The organism is Bacillus sp. MUM 13, from assembly GCF_001866725.1.
Taxonomy (GTDB): Bacteria; Bacillota; Bacilli; order Bacillales; family DSM-1321; genus Peribacillus.
On sequence record NZ_MLYQ01000012.1, the window covers coordinates 14,087 to 32,855 of the forward strand.

At 40.6% G+C, this 18,769-nt stretch carries 18 protein-coding genes; 3 read left to right on the plus strand and 15 right to left on the minus strand.

What is annotated here, in order from left to right; all coding sequences use genetic code 11:
- The first annotated feature begins 152 nt into the window (after nt 1-152).
- Entirely contained in the window at nt 153-1,439 is a 1,287-nt protein-coding gene (locus tag BIV59_RS04210) for a glycoside hydrolase family 18 protein (protein WP_071350203.1), read from the plus strand.
- 62 nt (nt 1,440-1,501) lie between these two features.
- Here the strand turns inward: BIV59_RS04210 and BIV59_RS04215 are convergent, their stop codons facing one another.
- The 8 genes from BIV59_RS04215 to BIV59_RS04250 all read right to left on the minus strand — a co-directional run bounded on the left by BIV59_RS04215 (nt 1,502) and on the right by BIV59_RS04250 (nt 8,849).
- Nucleotides 1,502-2,767, minus strand: coding sequence for an ATP-binding protein (locus BIV59_RS04215; RefSeq protein ID WP_071350204.1), 1,266 nt, complete (start codon nt 2,765-2,767; stop codon nt 1,502-1,504).
- A gap of 79 nt (nt 2,768-2,846) precedes the next feature.
- A complete protein-coding gene (locus BIV59_RS04220; RefSeq protein ID WP_071350205.1) occupies nt 2,847-4,757 on the minus strand; it encodes an MASE3 domain-containing protein in 1,911 nt (636 codons plus the stop codon).
- Nucleotides 4,758-4,856: 99 nt separating this feature from the next.
- The gene (locus BIV59_RS04225) at nt 4,857-5,309 is read right to left on the minus strand and encodes a DUF5085 family protein (protein WP_071350206.1); all 453 of its coding nucleotides are present in this window, start codon (nt 5,307-5,309) and stop codon (nt 4,857-4,859) included.
- Nucleotides 5,306-5,761, minus strand: coding sequence for a DUF5085 family protein (locus tag BIV59_RS04230; RefSeq protein WP_071350207.1), 456 nt, complete (start codon nt 5,759-5,761; stop codon nt 5,306-5,308). The genes BIV59_RS04225 and BIV59_RS04230 overlap by 4 nt, the downstream gene beginning before the upstream one ends.
- 20 nt (nt 5,762-5,781) lie before the next feature.
- Entirely contained in the window at nt 5,782-6,552 is a 771-nt protein-coding gene (locus tag BIV59_RS04235) for a hypothetical protein (protein WP_071350208.1), read from the minus strand.
- Between the two features lie 25 nt (nt 6,553-6,577).
- The gene (locus BIV59_RS04240) at nt 6,578-8,089 is read right to left on the minus strand and encodes a ribonuclease YeeF family protein (protein ID WP_071350209.1); all 1,512 of its coding nucleotides are present in this window, start codon (nt 8,087-8,089) and stop codon (nt 6,578-6,580) included.
- A gap of 83 nt (nt 8,090-8,172) precedes the next feature.
- Nucleotides 8,173-8,475 carry a YwqI/YxiC family protein gene (locus BIV59_RS04245; protein WP_071350210.1) on the minus strand — a complete coding sequence of 101 codons (303 nt, stop codon included), beginning with the start codon at nt 8,473-8,475 and terminating at the stop codon, nt 8,173-8,175.
- 14 nt (nt 8,476-8,489) lie between these two features.
- Nucleotides 8,490-8,849, minus strand: coding sequence for a YwqH-like family protein (locus BIV59_RS04250; protein ID WP_071350211.1), 360 nt, complete (start codon nt 8,847-8,849; stop codon nt 8,490-8,492).
- Nucleotides 8,850-9,315: 466 nt separating this feature from the next.
- On the opposite strand from BIV59_RS04250, the gene BIV59_RS04255 reads away from it, so the two are divergent.
- Entirely contained in the window at nt 9,316-10,299 is a 984-nt protein-coding gene (locus BIV59_RS04255; protein WP_083392042.1) for a potassium channel family protein, read from the plus strand.
- Here the strand turns inward: BIV59_RS04255 and BIV59_RS04260 are convergent, their stop codons facing one another.
- The 6 genes from BIV59_RS04260 to BIV59_RS04285 form a co-directional block, all read right to left on the minus strand.
- Complete coding sequence (locus BIV59_RS04260) at nt 10,300-10,704, minus strand: YugN-like family protein (protein ID WP_071350212.1); 405 nt, start codon at nt 10,702-10,704, stop codon at nt 10,300-10,302.
- Between the two features lie 127 nt (nt 10,705-10,831).
- A complete protein-coding gene (locus BIV59_RS04265; RefSeq protein ID WP_071350213.1) occupies nt 10,832-12,736 on the minus strand; it encodes an FtsX-like permease family protein in 1,905 nt (634 codons plus the stop codon).
- A complete protein-coding gene (locus BIV59_RS04270; protein WP_071350214.1) occupies nt 12,711-13,481 on the minus strand; it encodes an ABC transporter ATP-binding protein in 771 nt (256 codons plus the stop codon). The genes BIV59_RS04265 and BIV59_RS04270 overlap by 26 nt, the downstream gene beginning before the upstream one ends.
- A gap of 153 nt (nt 13,482-13,634) precedes the next feature.
- Complete coding sequence (locus BIV59_RS04275) at nt 13,635-14,606, minus strand: sensor histidine kinase (RefSeq protein WP_071350215.1); 972 nt, start codon at nt 14,604-14,606, stop codon at nt 13,635-13,637.
- Nucleotides 14,603-15,310 carry a response regulator transcription factor gene (locus tag BIV59_RS04280; protein WP_071350216.1) on the minus strand — a complete coding sequence of 236 codons (708 nt, stop codon included), beginning with the start codon at nt 15,308-15,310 and terminating at the stop codon, nt 14,603-14,605. Before BIV59_RS04280 ends, BIV59_RS04275 begins: the two co-directional genes overlap by 4 nt.
- A gap of 422 nt (nt 15,311-15,732) precedes the next feature.
- Nucleotides 15,733-16,896, minus strand: coding sequence for an iron-containing alcohol dehydrogenase (locus BIV59_RS04285; protein ID WP_071350217.1), 1,164 nt, complete (start codon nt 16,894-16,896; stop codon nt 15,733-15,735).
- 137 nt (nt 16,897-17,033) lie between these two features.
- On the opposite strand from BIV59_RS04285, the gene BIV59_RS04290 reads away from it, so the two are divergent.
- Entirely contained in the window at nt 17,034-17,261 is a 228-nt protein-coding gene (locus BIV59_RS04290; RefSeq protein WP_071350218.1) for a DUF378 domain-containing protein, read from the plus strand.
- A 611-nt stretch (nt 17,262-17,872) separates the two neighbouring features.
- Here the strand turns inward: BIV59_RS04290 and yugI are convergent.
- A complete protein-coding gene (gene yugI / locus BIV59_RS04300) occupies nt 17,873-18,277 on the minus strand; it encodes a S1 domain-containing post-transcriptional regulator GSP13 (protein ID WP_071350220.1) in 405 nt (134 codons plus the stop codon).
- Nucleotides 18,278-18,769: the final 492 nt, after the last annotated feature.

Here is an 18,769-nt window from a genome sequence, read left to right on the forward strand (position 1 = left end):
AGTTATATTTCCAATATATAATCAGACTCATTCAAGCGGTTTTTTGCTTTGATAACATTATATGAATTTCCCGGCATAAAATGGTTATAGCGTACCCAAACAAAAATGACTTTCAATCATATGGCGAACGTGACCAATTAGGAGGGAAGCTGATGCAAATACATGTGGTTGCTTCTAATGAAACTCTGTCAAGCATTGCCCAGGCGTATGGAACCACTGCCCAAAGAATCGCAGAGTCAAATAAGGTGCCAAATCCTGACCATCTGGTTATCGGTCAAACACTTGTTATACCGATTACCGGCCGCTTTTATTTCGTCAAAACCGGCGACACACTTTGGAGCATATCGAGGAAATTTGGAATTTCTTATGAAGAGCTTGCCAGAATTAATGGAATTTCTGTCAATCAGCCGCTTTCCCCTGGCTATCGCCTATATATCCCGCCTATGCCAAAGACCGAACGGGAATTCAATGGTTATGTGGAACCTCTGGGAACAAGCGTTACAAAAGCACTGGAAAACAGCACAGTGGAGGCAGCACCTTACTTAACCTACCTCGCTCCCTTCAGCTTCCAGGCACAGCGGGACGGCAGTTTAAAAGCCCCTCCTCTTAATAACTTTGAAAGCATTGCGAGAAATAACCGAAATGTGCTCATGATGGTGATAAACAATCAGGAAAATGGCCAATTCAGTGATGAACTGGGCAAAATCCTGTTAACAAACCCCTCTATACAGACTGCATTTCTTAATAATATCGTGAGAACTGCCAAGCAATATGGTTTTAGGGATATTCATTTTGATTTTGAATACTTAAGGCCCGCTGACAAGGAAGCCTACAACCAATTCTTGCGGACCGCGAAGGCGAGATTCAGCCAGGAAGGCTGGCTGCTGTCTACAGCCTTAGCCCCCAAGACAAGTGCAGGCCAAAAAGGAAAATGGTATGAAGGACACGATTATAAAGCACACGGCCAAATTGCCGATTTTGTTATCATCATGACATATGAGTGGGGATACAGCGGCGGGCCTGCTCAGGCTGTTTCGCCAATAGGTCCGGTCAGGAGGGTTCTTGAATATGCCATTACCGAAATTCCCCCAACAAAAATAATAATGGGCCAAAATTTATATGGCTACGACTGGACACTGCCCTTTGTCCAGGGATCCCAAGCAAAGGCACTGAGCCCCCAGGCAGCCATTCTGCTTGCCGCAAGATATAATGTGCCCATTGAATATAGCAAAACTGCCCAGGCCCCGCATTTCCGCTATACGGACACACAGGGAAAGCGGCATGAAGTATGGTTTGAAGATGCCCGGTCCATCCAGGCTAAATTCGATTTAATGAAAAGATTGGGTCTCCGCGGAATGAGCTATTGGAAGCTAGGATTGCCTTTTCCGCAAAATTGGCTTTTAATCAGTGATAATTTCAATGTAAGAAAGCGGAGCTAGTTATCATATATCAAGCAAAAAAGCTGTCCCTGGCAGAAATCACACCGGACAGCTTTTCATTTTCAGGCTAGCGGCAGCTTCATTGTAACCACAGTGCCTTTATCCACTTCAGAATCAAAGGACAAATAACCGCCAATTTTGTGAACTTGTTCAAATGCCACATGCAGGCCATTTCCGGAAAATTTGCTTCCGCTCAGTCCATTGCTTCTCGCTATGTCACGCAGAACTTCCCTGGTCATTCCGATTCCCGAGTCTATTACCCGTAATTTCACATGATTTCTCGATCTTTCGGCTTCAATTAATACCCTTCCTCCTTTAGAAGTGGCATCAATGGCATTTTTCAGGATATTCAAAATCGCTTGCTTGAATGGTATCTTATCTCCAGTCAGTTCTATATTTTGGTTCAATGAATAAGTCACTGTAACACCTTTTGTATGGGAGTAGGGAGATGTAATTTCCACAATTTCTTCGATAGCCGGCAGCAGGAAAAAACCGGATTTCATTCCACTTTCATTACTCGAATATGATTGATATCCCGAAAGAACGCGCTGTGCCTCCTCAAGCTGGTTCACAGCAAGTTTATGATGCCCGGCACTTGATGCATCAGCAGTATTTAGCTGAATTTTCTCCAAACTTTCCTTTACATTGCCCAATGGCTTTTTCAGTTCATATGAAAAGAGAACAAACAGCTCATTGACCATATGCGCTTTTTCAGTTTGATGAAAGGTTTCTCTTAGACTGGTAAACCGAATGATATTTTCTGAAAAGTAAATGAAAAGCAGCATCGATAAAATATAGCTTGCGCCCATAAGAAGAAAAACATTGGTTCCCTCTTTGTAAAAGAAACCGAGATTGTCCATGAACCAAAAATGAAACATAATCGCCATAAGAACTAATGAAAAGGTTAATACTGCCATTATAAAGCCAGCCTGCATTTTCTTTTTTAAGGCTAAGCCGTGAAACCATCTCCGCATAACAATAAAAATGATAAATAAAAGGACCTCTACAACTGTTACATTCAAGATGCTGGCCAAGCCCCCGAGACTCATGCGGTAGCTGAGAAGAATCACGCCGGCAATGCCGCCTGCTGTCCAGCCGCCATAAATGATGGCAATAACAAACGCCACCCAGCGCAGATCCCAAAGAAAGCCGTTTCCATAAGCAATCGGAAACGTCATGCATAAAACGGCTGCCAGCCCTGCAATGATTCCCAGGAGAATTTGCCCGTTTCTGGCTCTTTGCGTACTAATAAATTGAAAAAAATAAATCGGGGTCAAAATAAGAAAGAAGTTTAAGAGAACCTCTTTCATAGCAAGATGAAAATGCATCAAATAATCTCCCTCAATGAATTTCAAAAGCGCAAGCGCCCGTTCAGCCCCGAAAAAAGCCTGCCCCCGCCATGGGTTATCATGCCCTTACAACAATCAATGTCTGGTCATCGTAAACACCTGGCCCATGATAATCCCTGATTGCATCGAACATACTATCAGCTATATATTGTACAGGCATTGTCAAATCAGCCTTGCGGAACGCTTCTCTTAATACATCATTATTATCAATTTTATTGTTCTTTTTCTCAATAATACCGTCTGTATAAAGCAGCAGGTAATCTCCTTCTTCAAGCTGAATATCCTTCGATTGATAAACAAACTCATTATGGATCCCGATAATCGGATCTCCTGTCATAAGTTCAGTAAATTCGTCTTTTTCTGTTTTATACAGTAACGCCGGTTCATGACCTGCACTAGAATAAGAGAATATTTTTGTATCTTGATTATAGAATCCTACGAGCATAGTAATGAAAGAATAATTGTCCATATATTTAGCAAAAAATCGGTTAACATCCTCTAAAATAAGCGGTGGCTTCCGGTTGGCTTCCATAGCAAATTTCATCATGGTCATTTGTATAGCTGCGGGAATTCCTTTTCCGCATACATCTGCAATGGCAATTGTCATCCCTTCTGGCTGCTGGACAAAGCCATAGAAGTCCCCATTCAGCTTTTTATAAGGTTTACTGACGACACCGATGTTCTTCAAATCTGATGATTGATGCCCTGCAGATAACAGTGACTGCTGAACAGAAACCGCAAGATCTATTTCAAGATCCAGCAGGTTCTGCTTATTCTGGAGAACTTCAAGCTGCTTTCTTTGGGAAATGTCAAAAAAGGTGACGACCGTTCCAACTATGTTTTTCCCTTCAAGAATAGGTCTCGTGAAAAACTCAACAGGTACAGGCGTACCGTCTTTTCTCCAAAAGCAGTCTTCTTTGACATGATGGGAAAGACCTGTGCGCGAAGTATTTGAAATCACGCAATCTTCCTCAAAATGTCTCGCCCCATCTGCTTTTGTATGATGGATCAGAGGATGCAATTTCCTTTTTATCAGCTCATCCTCCCTATATCCCAGCATTTTTGAACCTGAAGCATTTATGAAAATCAGCCTTCCGTCCAAATCCGTTCCATATATTCCCTCTACTACTGTATCAAGCAGCCGGCTGTATTTTTCCGACAGCACTTTGACTGTCTCGTATGGGCGTTCTCCCAATAAAATAATAACTGCCCTAAACAGATAAAAGTAACCAATGATCTTAAAAATGTGGCCTAGAAAGTTTTTCTGGTCATAGTAATGTTCATACGAAGCAAACAGGATGGAAGAAAACAACAGCAAACAGGCTCCTGCTGCAAAAAATAAATACTCTCTTTTTCCGCTGCTTTTATAAAGGAACACCCCGCGGACCAAGACCATTGCATGCAGAAATGCAAATAAATATTCCAGACTATTTTTTAATACAGTAGGCGAACCGTTTTGGAAAAGAGCAGGAAAGTTTTCGGATTTCAGAAAAATCAGCATGGAGATAAAAATGGCATAAAGACTGAAGACTAAGAAGGTATTTTTGGTAATTTCGTCACTGGTTCTTCTTTTGGGCAAAAATATCACTAGCAGAAGTGCAAGGGATTCTGTAATACGGGCAGCAATCCAAAAAAGATTAGAATAAGCAAAGCTATTATCAGCCATCTCATTCGCTAGCCCTTTATATGTCAATGTGTGAAAGAGGTCAAACACACCTGTTGCTATAAACGATCCTGCAAGGATAATTGCGGGAAGAGTAGAGGAATATTTGTAAAAAAAGATTCCGAGCAAAACAATTGTAAACACAACCAGTGTACTGGCCAATTCCAGAATGATATGAATAAATGTATAATGACTTTCCAAGTATTGTGTCCAGTCAGGAATCAGGCTGTGATTCACTAAAACAGGCAAGAATACACAAAATGATACTATTGCCATTATGATCGTTCTTTTTTCAATGTTCTTCATAGCATCACCCTTTCATCCCTCTTATCCAAAGCATAAACTAATACCTATGGATTCACAATAAAAAAACTGTCCCATCCTATGGGAACAGTTTTTTATAAATCAATAGAAGGCTTTTATGCTCATTTCTGCATAAGCCTTTCCGCTGGGGCTATTCTTAAATTCTACAAAGACAGGAGTCCGTTGCTCTAAGTCATTTAATTTAATGTAATCAAACAAAGACCAATAGCCAACTTGTGCATTTTCGCTGTATTGGCCAGTAATGCGGGTCATGATCATGCCGTTGATGCAAAAATAGCTTTTGAAGGAGATTTCATTATTTGTAGTATCCTTGAAATAGTCTTCCTCAACAGGGAGAAAAAGCTCTGTTGTCATGACTTTTGCTGTTGGATCACTTAAGATGGAAAAGAACAGCGGACCGCTTGGCGTACAGCCTTGTGCCGCTACTATGCTCTGAAAATCTTCAAAAGCTGCTTCGATATCCTCTGGATAGAAATTGTAAATTTTAGAGGCTGTGTTGCGATAAGCAATCTGATGACTTTCTAAAATGGTCATGCAGTATCAGCATCCTTTATTGGTACATACAGATCAATCATGTATTCGCCGTAAACGTCAAGCAGGACACAATAATACGTATCTTCTAATTGAATATTATTAGTAATTGCGTATTCCTGGATTTTTTTATAAGCAGCTTGAAAATCCTCTTCGTCGTTTGCCTGCCTTAATACGAGAGCACTTTCAATAGCGAACTGGTCAAAAAATTGAACCTCCTCTTGTTCGTTAAGCTCAACACTGTTATTAATCGGCAAGTAATACGTAAATTCACCTTCCTGGCTGTCTGATTTTTCTGGCTGAAAAGAAAAGAATACAGGACCTGATTGGTAAACCTCTATATTAAGCATAAAATCCTCAAGGTATAAAATGCCATCGCCCCACTCATCTTTAGGCAGTCTGGTTTTATATGTAAGCACATGATCAAATAGCAGCGGTTTTTCTAGTATAGGCATGGAATCACTCCTTCATAAAGTTAGGCTTTAATCCTTTTTCGGTCATCCTCATCCAAAAGATAGCCTCTCTCATTAAACGTAAAGCTTTTAAAACGGAATTTGCAGTAAAGAATCACAAGCTGCTCCGGAAGGACGAAGATCATGGTGTAGAATGCGGCAAATAGAAGCATAGCAAAAAAGAAATCTCCAAAGTCTTCAATACCAGTGGAACGAATTACATACTGCATAACGAAAACAAGTCCAACTCCTCCTGCTATAACAAATGGAAGATAGGAATCTGTCTCAAATGTTCCTCTCAATTGATCCTTTTTTCCGCCTTTTCTATACTTTCCTTTGTTCAGGAGAAATATAAAGCGAATAAACGTTAGAATAAAAAGAAGTAAACCAATTTCAAGAGTAATAGTTGTGAAATTCGCTAAAAAATCTTTGGTAGCTTGAGAGTTTCTTCCTAAAAGTATTAAACCCCCAATATAAGGATATATACAAAAAAGATTTTGGGATACAATGATTGATACTAGATATTGAATCGCACCTAGCCTTTTATATACGGGAGGGATTGCAAAGAGAATTGACAAAACGCAAATGCTTATTGTTGCTAGTAAATGTACATCTCTAATTTGATGAATTGATGGATAATTGGTCGAGTCTGCAAGATAGTAGAATGCAAGATGAATGATGACTTGAAGAAACACTGCAAGTATTAAATTTGCTGCTAATGAAGAAGGACTCTGTCTTCCGGATTCAAGTGGTCTTCTTAATACTGCAAAATCTTGATAACCAAGTTTTTTCACTGAAAAATCTCCCTCCAACTAACTATTAATGAAACCAACCTTTAACACGATCCATGATTGATTTTCCTGATTTCTCATCCTTTTGATTAATAAAATAATTAACTGCCATCCCTACCCCAAATCCAATCGCCGTCCCAACACCAGGAATAGGAATAAGTGCAGTGCCTGCTGCAGTAAACCCTGTCTGGATAGCCCCGCCAACAGCCGTGTCAATTGCTGTATCCTGTGCAGCCCGTAAAGCTGCACCTCCATCATCCAAGCCTTCCTCTTTCGCTGTATCGAAGTTTGATTTGTAGCTTAATGCTGCGCCTACTGGAGCAAGTGCTTTTCCGGCGCCCTTTAGAACCCCTGATTTATAAATGCCTTTAAAATCAACGATATCTGTAAAGGATTTTCCAGCCCCTTTGAAGGCGGCTTTTCCAACCGTTTTACCCTTCTCTGCAAGAGATGCTTTATTATTATAATATCCAAGAGCAGATGCCTTTTTTAATGCCTCATTTCCAGCTGCTGACCAGCCGTTCGAACCGGATTTTTTGGTGAAAAATTTTAAGGTGGCCATTCTGGCAGCGGCAATTTGCTCCTGCTTAACGGTCCATTTTTTTGGATCCTTTGGCAGCCCTCTCATCAGTTCTTTCCAGGCCTGGCCGTTAGGCTCCGGTTTGACGCCCAGTTTCTTTAAGGCTTCCTCGGTTGCATTTAAGCGGTACAGGAATTTCCCTGTTTTAGGGTCCTTCATTTTAATTATACTGAGGCCGCCATTTTTTCCTGCAAGGAACAATCTGAAGCTTGCTGCACCATTTGTTGCAATGCTATTTGCTCTTTTTGCCCACCCGACCTTTTCCTTCATGGTCATTCCTTTTTCGTCTTTCTTTTTAACATCAGCATTTAAAGGAGCTATAACGGCATAGGCTGCCCATACATCGGCCGGGAAATTGACATCTGTAAGCCCATCCTTCATCATTCCCTGTATATCGGATAGCCAGGAGTTCATTTTCGCAAGGTCATCAGCAAGCTTGGTCAAAGCCCCTTTCTGATCATGATCAAATTCATTAAGCTGAGTAATTGTCTGATCCCTTTGCTTCTTGGCTGACTGGATCTCTTGCTGCACATAGCTGTCCTCAAGAGAAGGGAGTGAAACAATATCAGAAACGGCTGTCATCGAGTAGTTCGTCTCATCTGTTAATTCGCCGGTTTTCTGGCTGAAAGTGGTTAACCCATTTTCAACTTCCCCTTTTAAAAATTCCTCACGGATAAAAGCTGCGTTATTGGGGTCAAAAGAATTCAGAGCACTTTCCATCTTTCTTAGCACTTCTGCAAAGCTTGTTATGAAGCTGCTGAAGTAAGATAAAAGGGGGAGATGGCAGCTTCTATAAAAACTGAGAATGGTTTCTCCGCCCTTCCCTTTAAATGATTCGTCCAAATCAGAAAATGTCTTGATTGCCTGTTCGATGGAATGAACATCTTTTCCAATGGTGTCAAGCATGGTTTGGTACCGTTTAATTCCCTCATGGAAAGATTGAGCATTTAAAACCTTCAAAACTCCACCTTCTTTCTGAAAACTACCATATTTATGTGCTGAATTGCATGCATAAAAAGTCCTCTTTTATGCATGCGTAATGATTAGCGTTTTTGGGAAGGGCCTTGTGTTGCTGATTGATCGATCGAATCAGAAATTGTTTGATCAGCATGTTTCACTGACTCAATTGACTTAGCTGTCGTTTGAATATTGCTGGATAAAACAGTCTGGTAGGATGTGAGAAACTGTTCGAGTTTCTCGGCGAGTTTAGTTAGCTCTGTGACTGTGTCCAGTGTATTGCCGGATATCGGTGCTGATCCCTTTGGATTCAAATGTGAACAGGCCGTTTTTATTTTGTCAAGCGCTGGTTCTGCTTCTCCAAAAACCACCTTTATTTCTGATGCCATGGTCTTCTCCTCCCCTATTTCCCAAGTGTTGCTCTCTTTGCTTCCTCTGCCTTCTCTAATGTAGCTATTGTACTTTTAATCGATTCTATCTCGAGGTTAATTTCGGCTATTTTGTCTGAGATTGCGGTAAAAATAACAGTGAATTGTTCTCCAGTTATCTCACCATAGGCATCCTTAATACCCAATTGGCGGATTCTTTGAAATTCATCAGCGTGCTTGCCAAACCATGCTTTGGAAGTTAATTCAGGTTCAAGGCTTTTATTTTCATTCGCTTTAAATTCGCCCATCTTTATATCTAGCGAAGCTTTCATAGAATTCAGCCTGGTAATATCTTTTTGCTTTTTAATAAGCTGGGCATTATAGTATTCCAGCACAGTACTTCCTCCTTTGTGGCTATGTAAAGAAAGATAATAATAAAATGTATTAATTTGTAAAATAAATAATATTTTACTAAACATATAGTTCGTTAATACCATATATAAAATTAATTCAAACCTATTTTTGCAGGTCTTAAGTTATGTTTTTGGAAAATAAAAGGAATGTTTATAGTTTACTGAAGGATAGAAAACCTTTAACAAAGGGCTGTTCTTTCGAGTAAAGAATGCTAAAGAGGTTTTGTGGCGTTAGGGGAAATGCTCAAATCTGGATGACCGATCCTGATTCATAGGATGACAATTTGATGGTAGATGTGGAGGGTGATTGGTTCATTGGTATTGAAATAATTCCAAAAAAACTTTTCATGCATCTTTTAGTAAATTTACGGAGTTACCTGTGGCTGCGCTTATTAGCTGGCGGATTGTTGTCCATACTGTTAGGAAAAGGAATAAGAAGGGGAATTTAATGTTTAAACTCAGAACACTCCCTGAAAACGGGAATATGCTTCGACTATTAAGGCTGCTTGTCATTATCTTCATTTTCCTTGCAGCATTCGGAAGCGCCATACACCTCGCAGAGCCTGAAACTTTTCGCTCATACTTTGATGGCATCTGGTGGGCGATTGTTACCGCCTCTACAATCGGATATGGAGATTTAGTTCCAGAGACCCTGAAAGGAAAGTCGATTGGCATTTTGCTTATATTATCAGGTGCAGGAGTCCTCACCTCTTATTTTGCGTCCGTTTCAGCTATTGCTGCATCATCTGAACAAGATTACGCAGAAGGGAAAAAAATATGCAGCAAAAGCGGACATTTAATTATAATCGGCTGGAATGAACGATCAAAACGGCTTATTCAGTCCATTCTGGAGAAAAAAAGAAGGCAAATCGTACTGATTGATGCTACTCTCACAAGGCATCCATTGATACAGCATAGATCCAATGTTCATTTTATCCGGGGTAATGCCGCCTATGACGGAGTGCTGGAAAAAGCTAATGTTGCGGGCGCTTCGAGAGTCCTGATCACGGCTGATTTAAAACAGGATGAATTTCAGACCGACATGTTCTCCATATTAACCTTAATCAGCATTAAAGGAATTAATCCGGATATTTATTGTTCCGTAGAAATACTGACAAAGGAACAAAGGTCCAATGCCTTGCGTGCGGGTGCCGATTCGCTGATTGAAACGAATGAGTATGCAAGCAGCTATATGTTTAGGGATCTGGGTGAAGCTGGCCAAAAAGGATTTAAATCGGAAAGCTCCGGTTTTTCAGAAATTCCTTTAAAACCAGAATGGAATGGCCTCACGTTCCAAGAATTATGCCATATTCTGGTCGATTCAAATATATTGCCAGCAGGCATCGTACGAAATGGGAATACGATAATTAATCCCCCGCTTTCATTTTCTATGGAGAGTCATGACCTCCTGCTGATTGTGAATGCCAACTAATTAATCAAGCAGGATTTTTTCCAGCTCACGTAAAATGGATTTTCCAAGCGAAATATAAATATGAGGGAAGTCTCCGTCAGGGTCAACAGGTTCTGCAAATTGGTTAAAAGAAGCGGATACGTTTCCTGTATTTCCCTCCTGATCCAGCCCATTTTCATAAACATGTGAAAGCAGATATGGTTTTTGCAGTTCGACCGTTACACCCGGGGAATCCAATTGCCCATCTATAGCTTTGAACGGGATGCGGAGGAACTGATATCCTTCTGCGTCATCTATCTTATAGTCAAAACAGCCATGATCATAATCCCAATTCCCCCCAATCACATAACCTGCCGGCTTCATCATTGTTTCTAAATCCAATAAAGAAAAAACCCTGCCCTCAATACCAGAAGAAAGCTCAATCATCAAAAAACCCCCTAAACCCTTTTTCGTATAGCATATCCCCCCGCCGGGAAATAATCCGGGAAATGGGGTCTGACCCCTAAAAAAACATCTGAATAGGGTAATCAGATGTTTTTTGTATTATTTCTTTTTACACCAATGTTTTCTTCAGATTTTGCAAGTAACGGGAACGGATCAATAGGAAATAGATAATCTGAGCTATTAAGAAACTAGTCAGTACAATGACGATCTCCCGCACGATGGATATAGCGAAAAAGCTCTGTAATGCCATGAAAGCAAAAATACTATGAATAAAGGCCACTAGTATTGGGACGAAAAAGAGTAATACCAGTTGACGAGTTACTATCTTATTCAATTCTTGATCCGTTAATCCAACCTTTGCAATTGTTAAATACTGACGGCGGTCATATTCCAAATCCGCATACAAGCGGAAGTATAGAAAGCTTCCTGCCGCAATAAAGAAGACAGCCCCGATCAGTAAGGCTACGAATAGCATCATCCTGAACATATTCATTTGATTTTCATAGATGGTCCCGCTCACCGTCATAGAGTATGGACTTTTGGCAGAATAAAACTTCATCCCATTTTCCACGAGATTTTCTCCCATTCCAGCCGTTTTCTCAAGGTCCTTCGTGTAAAATCCGGTATAGATTCTCGTTTTAACCGCCAATAGCTTATCAAACAGTCCATCACTGACCACAAGACCTTTACTCATTATCAGCTCCATCGGGAACACCACATGTTCAGTCAGCTTAGTTTGAGAAAGCTTTATTTTTTCCTGCTTTAATTTATACGTATTCTGTTCAAAATTGCTCAGGGTTGCCGTTCGCATTGCGAATACATTCAGGCCAGATACAGTCTTTTCCGTCATTTCATAGCCGGCTGCTGTTGCTATTTTTTTATAGTCTGAGAAGGCTACAACAGGTATTTCCTCAGGTGTATACCGATTGTTTGAGGACGCAATCGCCAGATATTTAATCGGTACCTGTCTGATCGTATAATCAATCTTTTTCTCCTTAAATTCTGCTTTAATTTGAAGCAGATTCTGCTGGTCAGCCTGCTGATTCTCCCCGCCTACATAACCGATTTCTGCAGGATAGTCTTGTTTCACCTGCTTGCTCACGACATTAAAAGAAGCAAGGGTTCCTACTGCACAAAAGGCCACCGTTGACACAATCGTCACCATAAAAAACATTCTGGCATTGTCTTTTAAGCGATACGCAAGTGAAGAAATGGTAATAATATTCGTTCTCCTCCAAAATAGGCCGCGGTTTTTCTGCAGTAATTTTGTTAGGAATACCGAGAGCTGCGTGTAGAAGAAATATGTACCAATAACTGTCATCGTAATGACTGGCAATATCCGAAACATTAATGTCTGGACTGTGGCAGTTGCAGCTAAGTAATAACTGGCAATAAGCAATACCGCTGATAATAGAGATAAAAAGATGGATACCTTTGGTTCCTTTTTCGGTTTCTCACCAGCTTGAAATAGATCAATTAACTTATTAACTCGAACGAGTGCGGTTGTAAATAACGAAATACAAAAGAACAAAAATAAAAAGGCACAGATGGTAAGTCCCATTGCCTTACCAGAAAAATAGAATGGCAGCGCGCTAATGCCTATCATCTTCGCGCCAACCATGAGAAACAATTTTCCGGTAATTAATCCTAAACCGATTCCAGCACCAATCGCTCCTATTCCAATCAGCATATTTTCAAAAAATACCATAAGGTTTAATTGGTTTCTCGTCATCCCATGCATCATTAATATTCCAAATTCCCGCTTCCGTGATTTAAGAAAGGTGCTGACAGAATATAGAACAAATAAGAATGAAAACACATACATGATGACTTCCGCTGCTCCCATTAACTGAATGGCAAGGATACTTGTCACACTCTTTTGGATAGCTGGATGAAAGATAAAAAGGGCATAAACAAAGAAAATCATTACTGAAAAAGCACTGCTAAGAAAGTAGGCAGCATAGGTCCGTTTATTGCGGACAACATTTCTACAGACGAACTGCGGAAAGGTCACGGCTGTCCCCTCCTAACAAAGCAAGCATATCCATAATCTTTTGGAAAAAAGCTTGGCGGTTATCACCGCGATAAATTTCATTATAGAGCTGACCATCTTTAATAAAAATGACGCGATGGCAGTAGCTTGCTGCAAACGGATCATGCGTAACCATTAAAGCCGTTGCTTGTTCTTCTTGGTTGATCGCAGTCAATGTCTCCATGACATCCTTCGATGCTTTGGAGTCCAGGTTTCCAGTCGGTTCATCGGCCAAAATAAGTGATGGATGATGAATAATTGAACGTGCAATTGCTGTTCGCTGCATCTGGCCTCCGGAAATTTCATAGGTTCTTTTTTTCAAGATGGCCTCAATCCCCAGCTTTTTTGCCACATAATGTAGTTGTTCATCCATCTCTTTCACACTTATACCATCAAGGGTTAATGGCAAGACGATATTTTCCTCGACTGTTAACGTGTCAAGCAGATTAAAATGCTGAAAAACAAAACCAAGCTCGTGACGCCTGAATAACGCTGTTTCCCTTCGATTTAACACATGTGGATTTTTCCCATTAATTAAAATTTCACCAGACGTCGGCCGATCAATCGTGGCGATCAGGTTTAAAAGGGTGGTTTTCCCGCTCCCCGACGGACCCATTATCCCAACAAACTCACCCTTTTCAATCGAAAAATTAATATTATCCAATGCCCTATGGGCAACCTTCCCCTCATAAATCTTCTCTATATGATCCACTTCCAAAATGGACATAAGCTCACTCCTTCTTCATCAATTAATACCCCCATTCTAACCAGAAAATAGCCTGTCCTCTATCTCCCCATCTTACAATTACCTTACACAATTGTAAGGTAGCCAAGAACGTCCTCTTGATGAGTAAGAATGTACACGAATAGTGCCTGTCAACTATATAGCGATGCGCACGGTTGTTCCTTTGTTGACGGCCGATTGGATCTCGATTCGATGACCTAGTTTTTTGCATATCTGCTTAGCGAGGTAGAGTCCCATTCCGGTTGATTCTTGGAAGTTGCGGCCATTTTCTCCTGTAAAGTAGGGATGAAAAACGCGTGATAGGTCACTTGCCGGTATTCCTACCCCTTCATCTCGAATCTCTAGGAACACTTGGTTCTCTCGCTGATAGCCATAAAAGTAAATTTTGCGCCCCTCATCGATTGTATACCGAAGGGCATTGGTAATAATCTGAGTTAAGGCAAAGGACAGCCATTTTTCATCAGATGCAATCCGCAAGTCCTCCTCAAATTGAAAAGATGGAAAGATGCGTCGGCGGATGAATAAACGCTTTTGATTGGAGACTGCCGCTCTGACAACTGTTTGCAGATCAAGAGTTTCCACATAAAAATCATGTTCAAAGTTTTCCAATCGTGATGTATACAGAACCATTTCCAGCCCTTTTTTTAGGCGATCCAGCTCGTCCCCAATTGCTGTAAAGCGGGGATTATCCTCATCCTGGATCATTAAGTGAATAACGGATAATGGTGTCTTCATTTGATGAACCCATTGATTAATAAACTGGGTATGGTTTTCCAGCTTATATTTATAATTATGTAAATCCGTTTTGTAATGCCGAAATTGACTTTTTAAAAGTCGATCTAAACTTTGTGCCAGCGGGGCTTGCTGCTGAGGGAAGCTAAAATCATCAACCGAGGCGGACGGCTTTTCTAACCGGGTATAAAAGGAGCGATTCATCAGGTAACGGATACAGAGATATCCAATCAAAAGACAGCCGCTGAGAAATGCTGCATACAGACTCATCTTCATATGGTGATACCCATCAAGCCAATAAATGGCGGTGATGATCAATAATTGGATTAGATAAAAAACAAGCAGAAGAATCTGGTCACGCAGGAATAGCTTCATTCTTTATCCCCCCAACCCGAATTGGGCAAAAAGCGATAACCTTGGCCGCGGATGGTTTGAAGTGCATCATGAATATCCAATGAAGCTAACTTCTTACGAACCCGGGTAATGTAAACATTTAGCGTATTATCATCTACGAACACCTGGTCATCCCAAATTTTTTCTAGTAACCGATCACGGCTGACCACCCGCTCCGCCTTTTTCATTAATTCATCTAAAATTTTTGCTTCCGTATGACTTAGTTCAATATCCTTATCACATAAACTAAGATTCAACCTTTCCACATCAAGGGTTAATCCAGCGACTGTAGTGGTCCGTCCATTTAGCGTGGCCGCATAGGTTCCGTACGCCCTTCTTAGCTGGCTATTGATTTTCGCCGTCACAATTTCATAATCAAATGGTTTCGTAATATAATCATCCGCTCCATTTTCTAATGCCATTACCTGCTCCATCTTTCCTTCTCTGGCAGATATAAATAAGATTGGGCAGGTGGAGATACTGCGGATTTGCCGGCACCAATAATAACCATCGTATTTCGGCAGATTGACATCCAATAAAACCAAATGTGGTTCATATTCCTCAAATTGAGTTCTGACTGTATCGAAAACATCGACAGCCTTTGTATCATAGCCGAATTTATGTAAATGAGCTTGAAGCAAACCTACCAGTTGTTTGTCATCTTCAATAATGAACAATTTAAACATACTTATTCTCCTTTTCGCATTTCTTATCTATGATTGTATCAAAAGCCAAGGAACGAGCGAAGTTCTGCCCTCTTCCATACAAAAAATCCCCTGATTCTTCAGGAGATGCTTGCAGGCGGCTTAAAAAACCCTTTATAAGCAAGTTTATATCGGGATTCCTCTATCACTCTTTCATCTGAAAGAGTGTACAAGAATTGTAAGAACAAAGGACAAAATACCAATTCAGGCTCATTTTCAGGGACTAACGTATATAAATCCGAATGAAAAGGCATGACGTTTGTTTATGTTTAAGTAATATAGTTTAAACCTCATTATGTATGGGCTATTGTTTAATTGTAACAAAAAAAAACGCCCTACCGGACGTTTTTTCTAGAAAATGTAAATATTTTAGCCGTGGATCTGTCTTTCCTTTTACCTATTATTTATAGAGATGCGCGTAAAATGGACATAACATCTTCACGGTTCAGAACCTTGAATTTGCCGAATTCTCCATTTGCCATCGCTTTATCAGCCATTGCATCAATTTGTGAATCGTCGATGTCATAATCAGCCAATCTTGTAGGCGCACCAAGGCTGCTCCAGAATTCACGCAGTTTAGCGATTCCTTCCAAAGCTGTTTCCTCGTCCGTCTTGCCTTCAGGATCTACATTAAAGACACGTACAGCAATTTGCTTTAGGCGTGTAGGGTCTTTCTTCATTGTATGCTTCATCCAGTTAGGGAAAAGAATTGCCAATCCTCCTGCATGAGGAATATCATATACAGCTGACACGGCATGTTCAATGTTATGAGTAGCCCAGTCACCGCTGTAGCCTACTTGCAGATAGCCATTTAAGGCAATTGTACCTGAATATAAGATTGTTTCTCTGTACTCATAATTTTCCAGGTCGTTAAGCAGCTTCGGAGCTGTTTCAATAACAGTCTGAAGAAGCGACTCACAGAAACGATCCTGCAGAGGAGCACTTGTTGCCTCATGGAAATATTGTTCAAACACATGAGACATCATGTCTACAATTCCATATACAGTCTGGTTTTTCGGCACAGTATATGTATTCTCAGGGTCCAGAATTGAAAATTGCGGGAATGTCAGAGGACTTCCCCAGCCGTATTTTTCTTTTGTTTCCCAGTTTGTAATAACAGAGCCTGCATTCATTTCTGATCCAGTCGCTGCAAGCGTTAATACTGTACCAAATGGAAGCGCAGCTTCAACAGGAGCTTTCTTGATGACAAGATCCCAAGCGTCGCCATCATATTTTGCTCCGGCAACGATAGCTTTGGTGCAGTCAATAACACTTCCGCCTCCTACGGCCAGAACAAATTCGATTCCCTGCTCTTTACAGATTTCTACACCTTTTCTTACTGTTGAAATCCGGGGATTAGGCTCAACACCTGGAAGCTCATGCAATTCGATATCCAGTCCATTTAATTCTGCAATGACCTTATCATACAAACCGCTTTTTTTAATGCTTCCTCCTCCATAAACAAGAAGAACCTTCTTTCCATAAGCAGGAATTTCATTTTTCAATTGCTCTATTTGTCCCTTGCCAAAAATTAACTTTGTAGGATTTTTATAAGTGAAATTTTGCATCACGCAACCTCCTTTTTTTTCATTATGCCTAAAAAGGACTCAAAATACAAAACATCCGTTTGTAAAGTTTGTATGTATATATTCACTGGAGAAAAAGAAAGATAAGTTAGAACACTATTCTTCAAGGAGGTAATACAATGAGTGGTATTCAAAGAACAGCCCTTGTACTGACTATCATCGGTGCTATTAACTGGGGACTTATCGGTTTCTTCCAATTCGACCTCGTTGCAGCCATTTTTGGCGGACAGGCTTCTGCCCTTTCAAGAATCATTTACGGTTTGGTGGGAATTGCCGGACTTGTCAACCTTGGACTTCTTTTCAAACCAAGTGCAGAAGTTGCAAGAGAACCAGAAGCTGAAAGATAAAAATTTTCCTTCAGCGGCGTTCTTTCCGCTGAAGGTTATCTGAACCAATCGGATGTTTACTGGCAGTCGCCTCCATGCTTAACTTCGTGGCCTTACTGCCAGTTGTACGCTGCAGTTTTTTTAACCAGTATAAATGCCCATTCGGCAAAATTGAGGATCGTTTTCTTGTTCATGTCCATATCTGCATACGATGATGTTAGCGGCTATGGAATGATTCATGCAGAGCGGTCCTCTTTTTTCGTTTTTGGGTTTTCTTTATTTAAGGCTGTTTTCGTAAACTTTGTTGCTATAAAACAAGGGGTTGATTTCCTCTCCAGGATGCTTCGCTTTCCGCAGGGCGTGCGCTGAGCCTCCCAGGCGTCGTCTGCGGGGTCTCACCAGTCACGCTGATCCCGCAGGAGTCTCCGCACCTTCCCGCTCCAATCAACCTGCTATAACATGGATTTTCCTCGAGAACTATTTAAGTAACAACAATCTTTAAGAAAAGAGCCTTATTAAAAGGGTACTGAATTCTTTCGCGTCACGCACAAAAAGCAGGGGTTTCAGATGCAATGTCTCCAATAAAGCAAAAAAAACCAACAGATAAATACCTGTCGGCCTTGCAGCGGTTCTTATTTTTTAATTAAATCTTCGCGCTGAGATTGGTCAATCCACTCTTGAAGCTTATCTTTTAATGTGTTAAAGCCTTCACCAGAGTCGTTTGTTGTAGCTTTAACAGCTGCCTGGCGTTTTTTAGGAGCTTTTTTAGCTGGAGCAGCCGGACGCTCAGGAGCTTCTTCAGTTGCACGGATAGATAATCCGATTTTTCCTGCAGCTTCGTCGATTGAAAGTACTTTAACTTGTACTTCATCGCCAACTTTTAAATGTTCGTTGATATCTTTTACATATCCGTGAGTAATTTCAGAAATATGAACAAGACCTTGTGTAGAATCGTCTAACGCAACAAAAGCACCGTATGGCTGGATGCCTGTTACTTTACCTGCAACAACATTACCAACTTCGTATTTTTCAGACATGGAAACACTCCTAAATAAATATATTTTTTCCTCTTTTTCACGCAATATAAAATTATATCATACATTTTCAAATTTATCAAAATGGATATTGATGACATTTTTGAATTAGCCGATTATTTTCCTTGGCTCATAATCTCCTTCACCATAACAAAAAAAAGAGGAAAAGGCTACAAAAAGTAATTTCCACCATTCAGCCATTCTTAAACCATGCATTCTTCATTCCTGGCTTTTATTTCGGTCTAAGCGGGTATATTCCTTAAAAAGTGCGGCAATAATGATTGTAAGACTTTTAAGGCTTATTTGAGCCGGAAACATTTAATACGGCCGCGCTTGCTGTATGAATGCTTTTCAAGTATTCCCCCTTTTTGAAGGCAGCCTGTAATGGGCAGCCTTTTTTTCTGTTTGCATAAGCTGTTCACAGGGAGAGGCATGACCGGCCTATTATCATTCCTGCTGCGCCTATAGCTTCTCCCCATCTGTCCGCTTCATTCA

What these genes read in the sequence shown, in the direction of transcription:
- BIV59_RS04210 (WP_071350203.1), top strand. Translation starts at nt 153, where the DNA reads ATGCAAATACATGTGGTTGCTTCTAATGAAACTCTGTCAAGCATTGCC.
- BIV59_RS04215 (WP_071350204.1), bottom strand. Translation starts at nt 2,767, where the DNA reads ATGCATTTTCATCTTGCTATGAAAGAGGTTCTCTTAAACTTCTTTCTT.
- BIV59_RS04220 (WP_071350205.1), bottom strand. Translation starts at nt 4,757, where the DNA reads ATGAAGAACATTGAAAAAAGAACGATCATAATGGCAATAGTATCATTT.
- BIV59_RS04225 (WP_071350206.1), bottom strand. Translation starts at nt 5,309, where the DNA reads ATGACCATTTTAGAAAGTCATCAGATTGCTTATCGCAACACAGCCTCT.
- BIV59_RS04230 (WP_071350207.1), bottom strand. Translation starts at nt 5,761, where the DNA reads ATGCCTATACTAGAAAAACCGCTGCTATTTGATCATGTGCTTACATAT.
- BIV59_RS04245 (WP_071350210.1), bottom strand. Translation starts at nt 8,475, where the DNA reads ATGGCATCAGAAATAAAGGTGGTTTTTGGAGAAGCAGAACCAGCGCTT.
- BIV59_RS04255 (WP_083392042.1), top strand. Translation starts at nt 9,316, where the DNA reads ATGTTTAAACTCAGAACACTCCCTGAAAACGGGAATATGCTTCGACTA.
- BIV59_RS04260 (WP_071350212.1), bottom strand. Translation starts at nt 10,704, where the DNA reads ATGATTGAGCTTTCTTCTGGTATTGAGGGCAGGGTTTTTTCTTTATTG.
- BIV59_RS04270 (WP_071350214.1), bottom strand. Translation starts at nt 13,481, where the DNA reads ATGTCCATTTTGGAAGTGGATCATATAGAGAAGATTTATGAGGGGAAG.
- BIV59_RS04275 (WP_071350215.1), bottom strand. Translation starts at nt 14,606, where the DNA reads ATGAAGCTATTCCTGCGTGACCAGATTCTTCTGCTTGTTTTTTATCTA.
- BIV59_RS04280 (WP_071350216.1), bottom strand. Translation starts at nt 15,310, where the DNA reads ATGTTTAAATTGTTCATTATTGAAGATGACAAACAACTGGTAGGTTTG.
- BIV59_RS04285 (WP_071350217.1), bottom strand. Translation starts at nt 16,896, where the DNA reads ATGCAAAATTTCACTTATAAAAATCCTACAAAGTTAATTTTTGGCAAG.
- BIV59_RS04290 (WP_071350218.1), top strand. Translation starts at nt 17,034, where the DNA reads ATGAGTGGTATTCAAAGAACAGCCCTTGTACTGACTATCATCGGTGCT.
- yugI (WP_071350220.1), bottom strand. Translation starts at nt 18,277, where the DNA reads ATGTCTGAAAAATACGAAGTTGGTAATGTTGTTGCAGGTAAAGTAACA.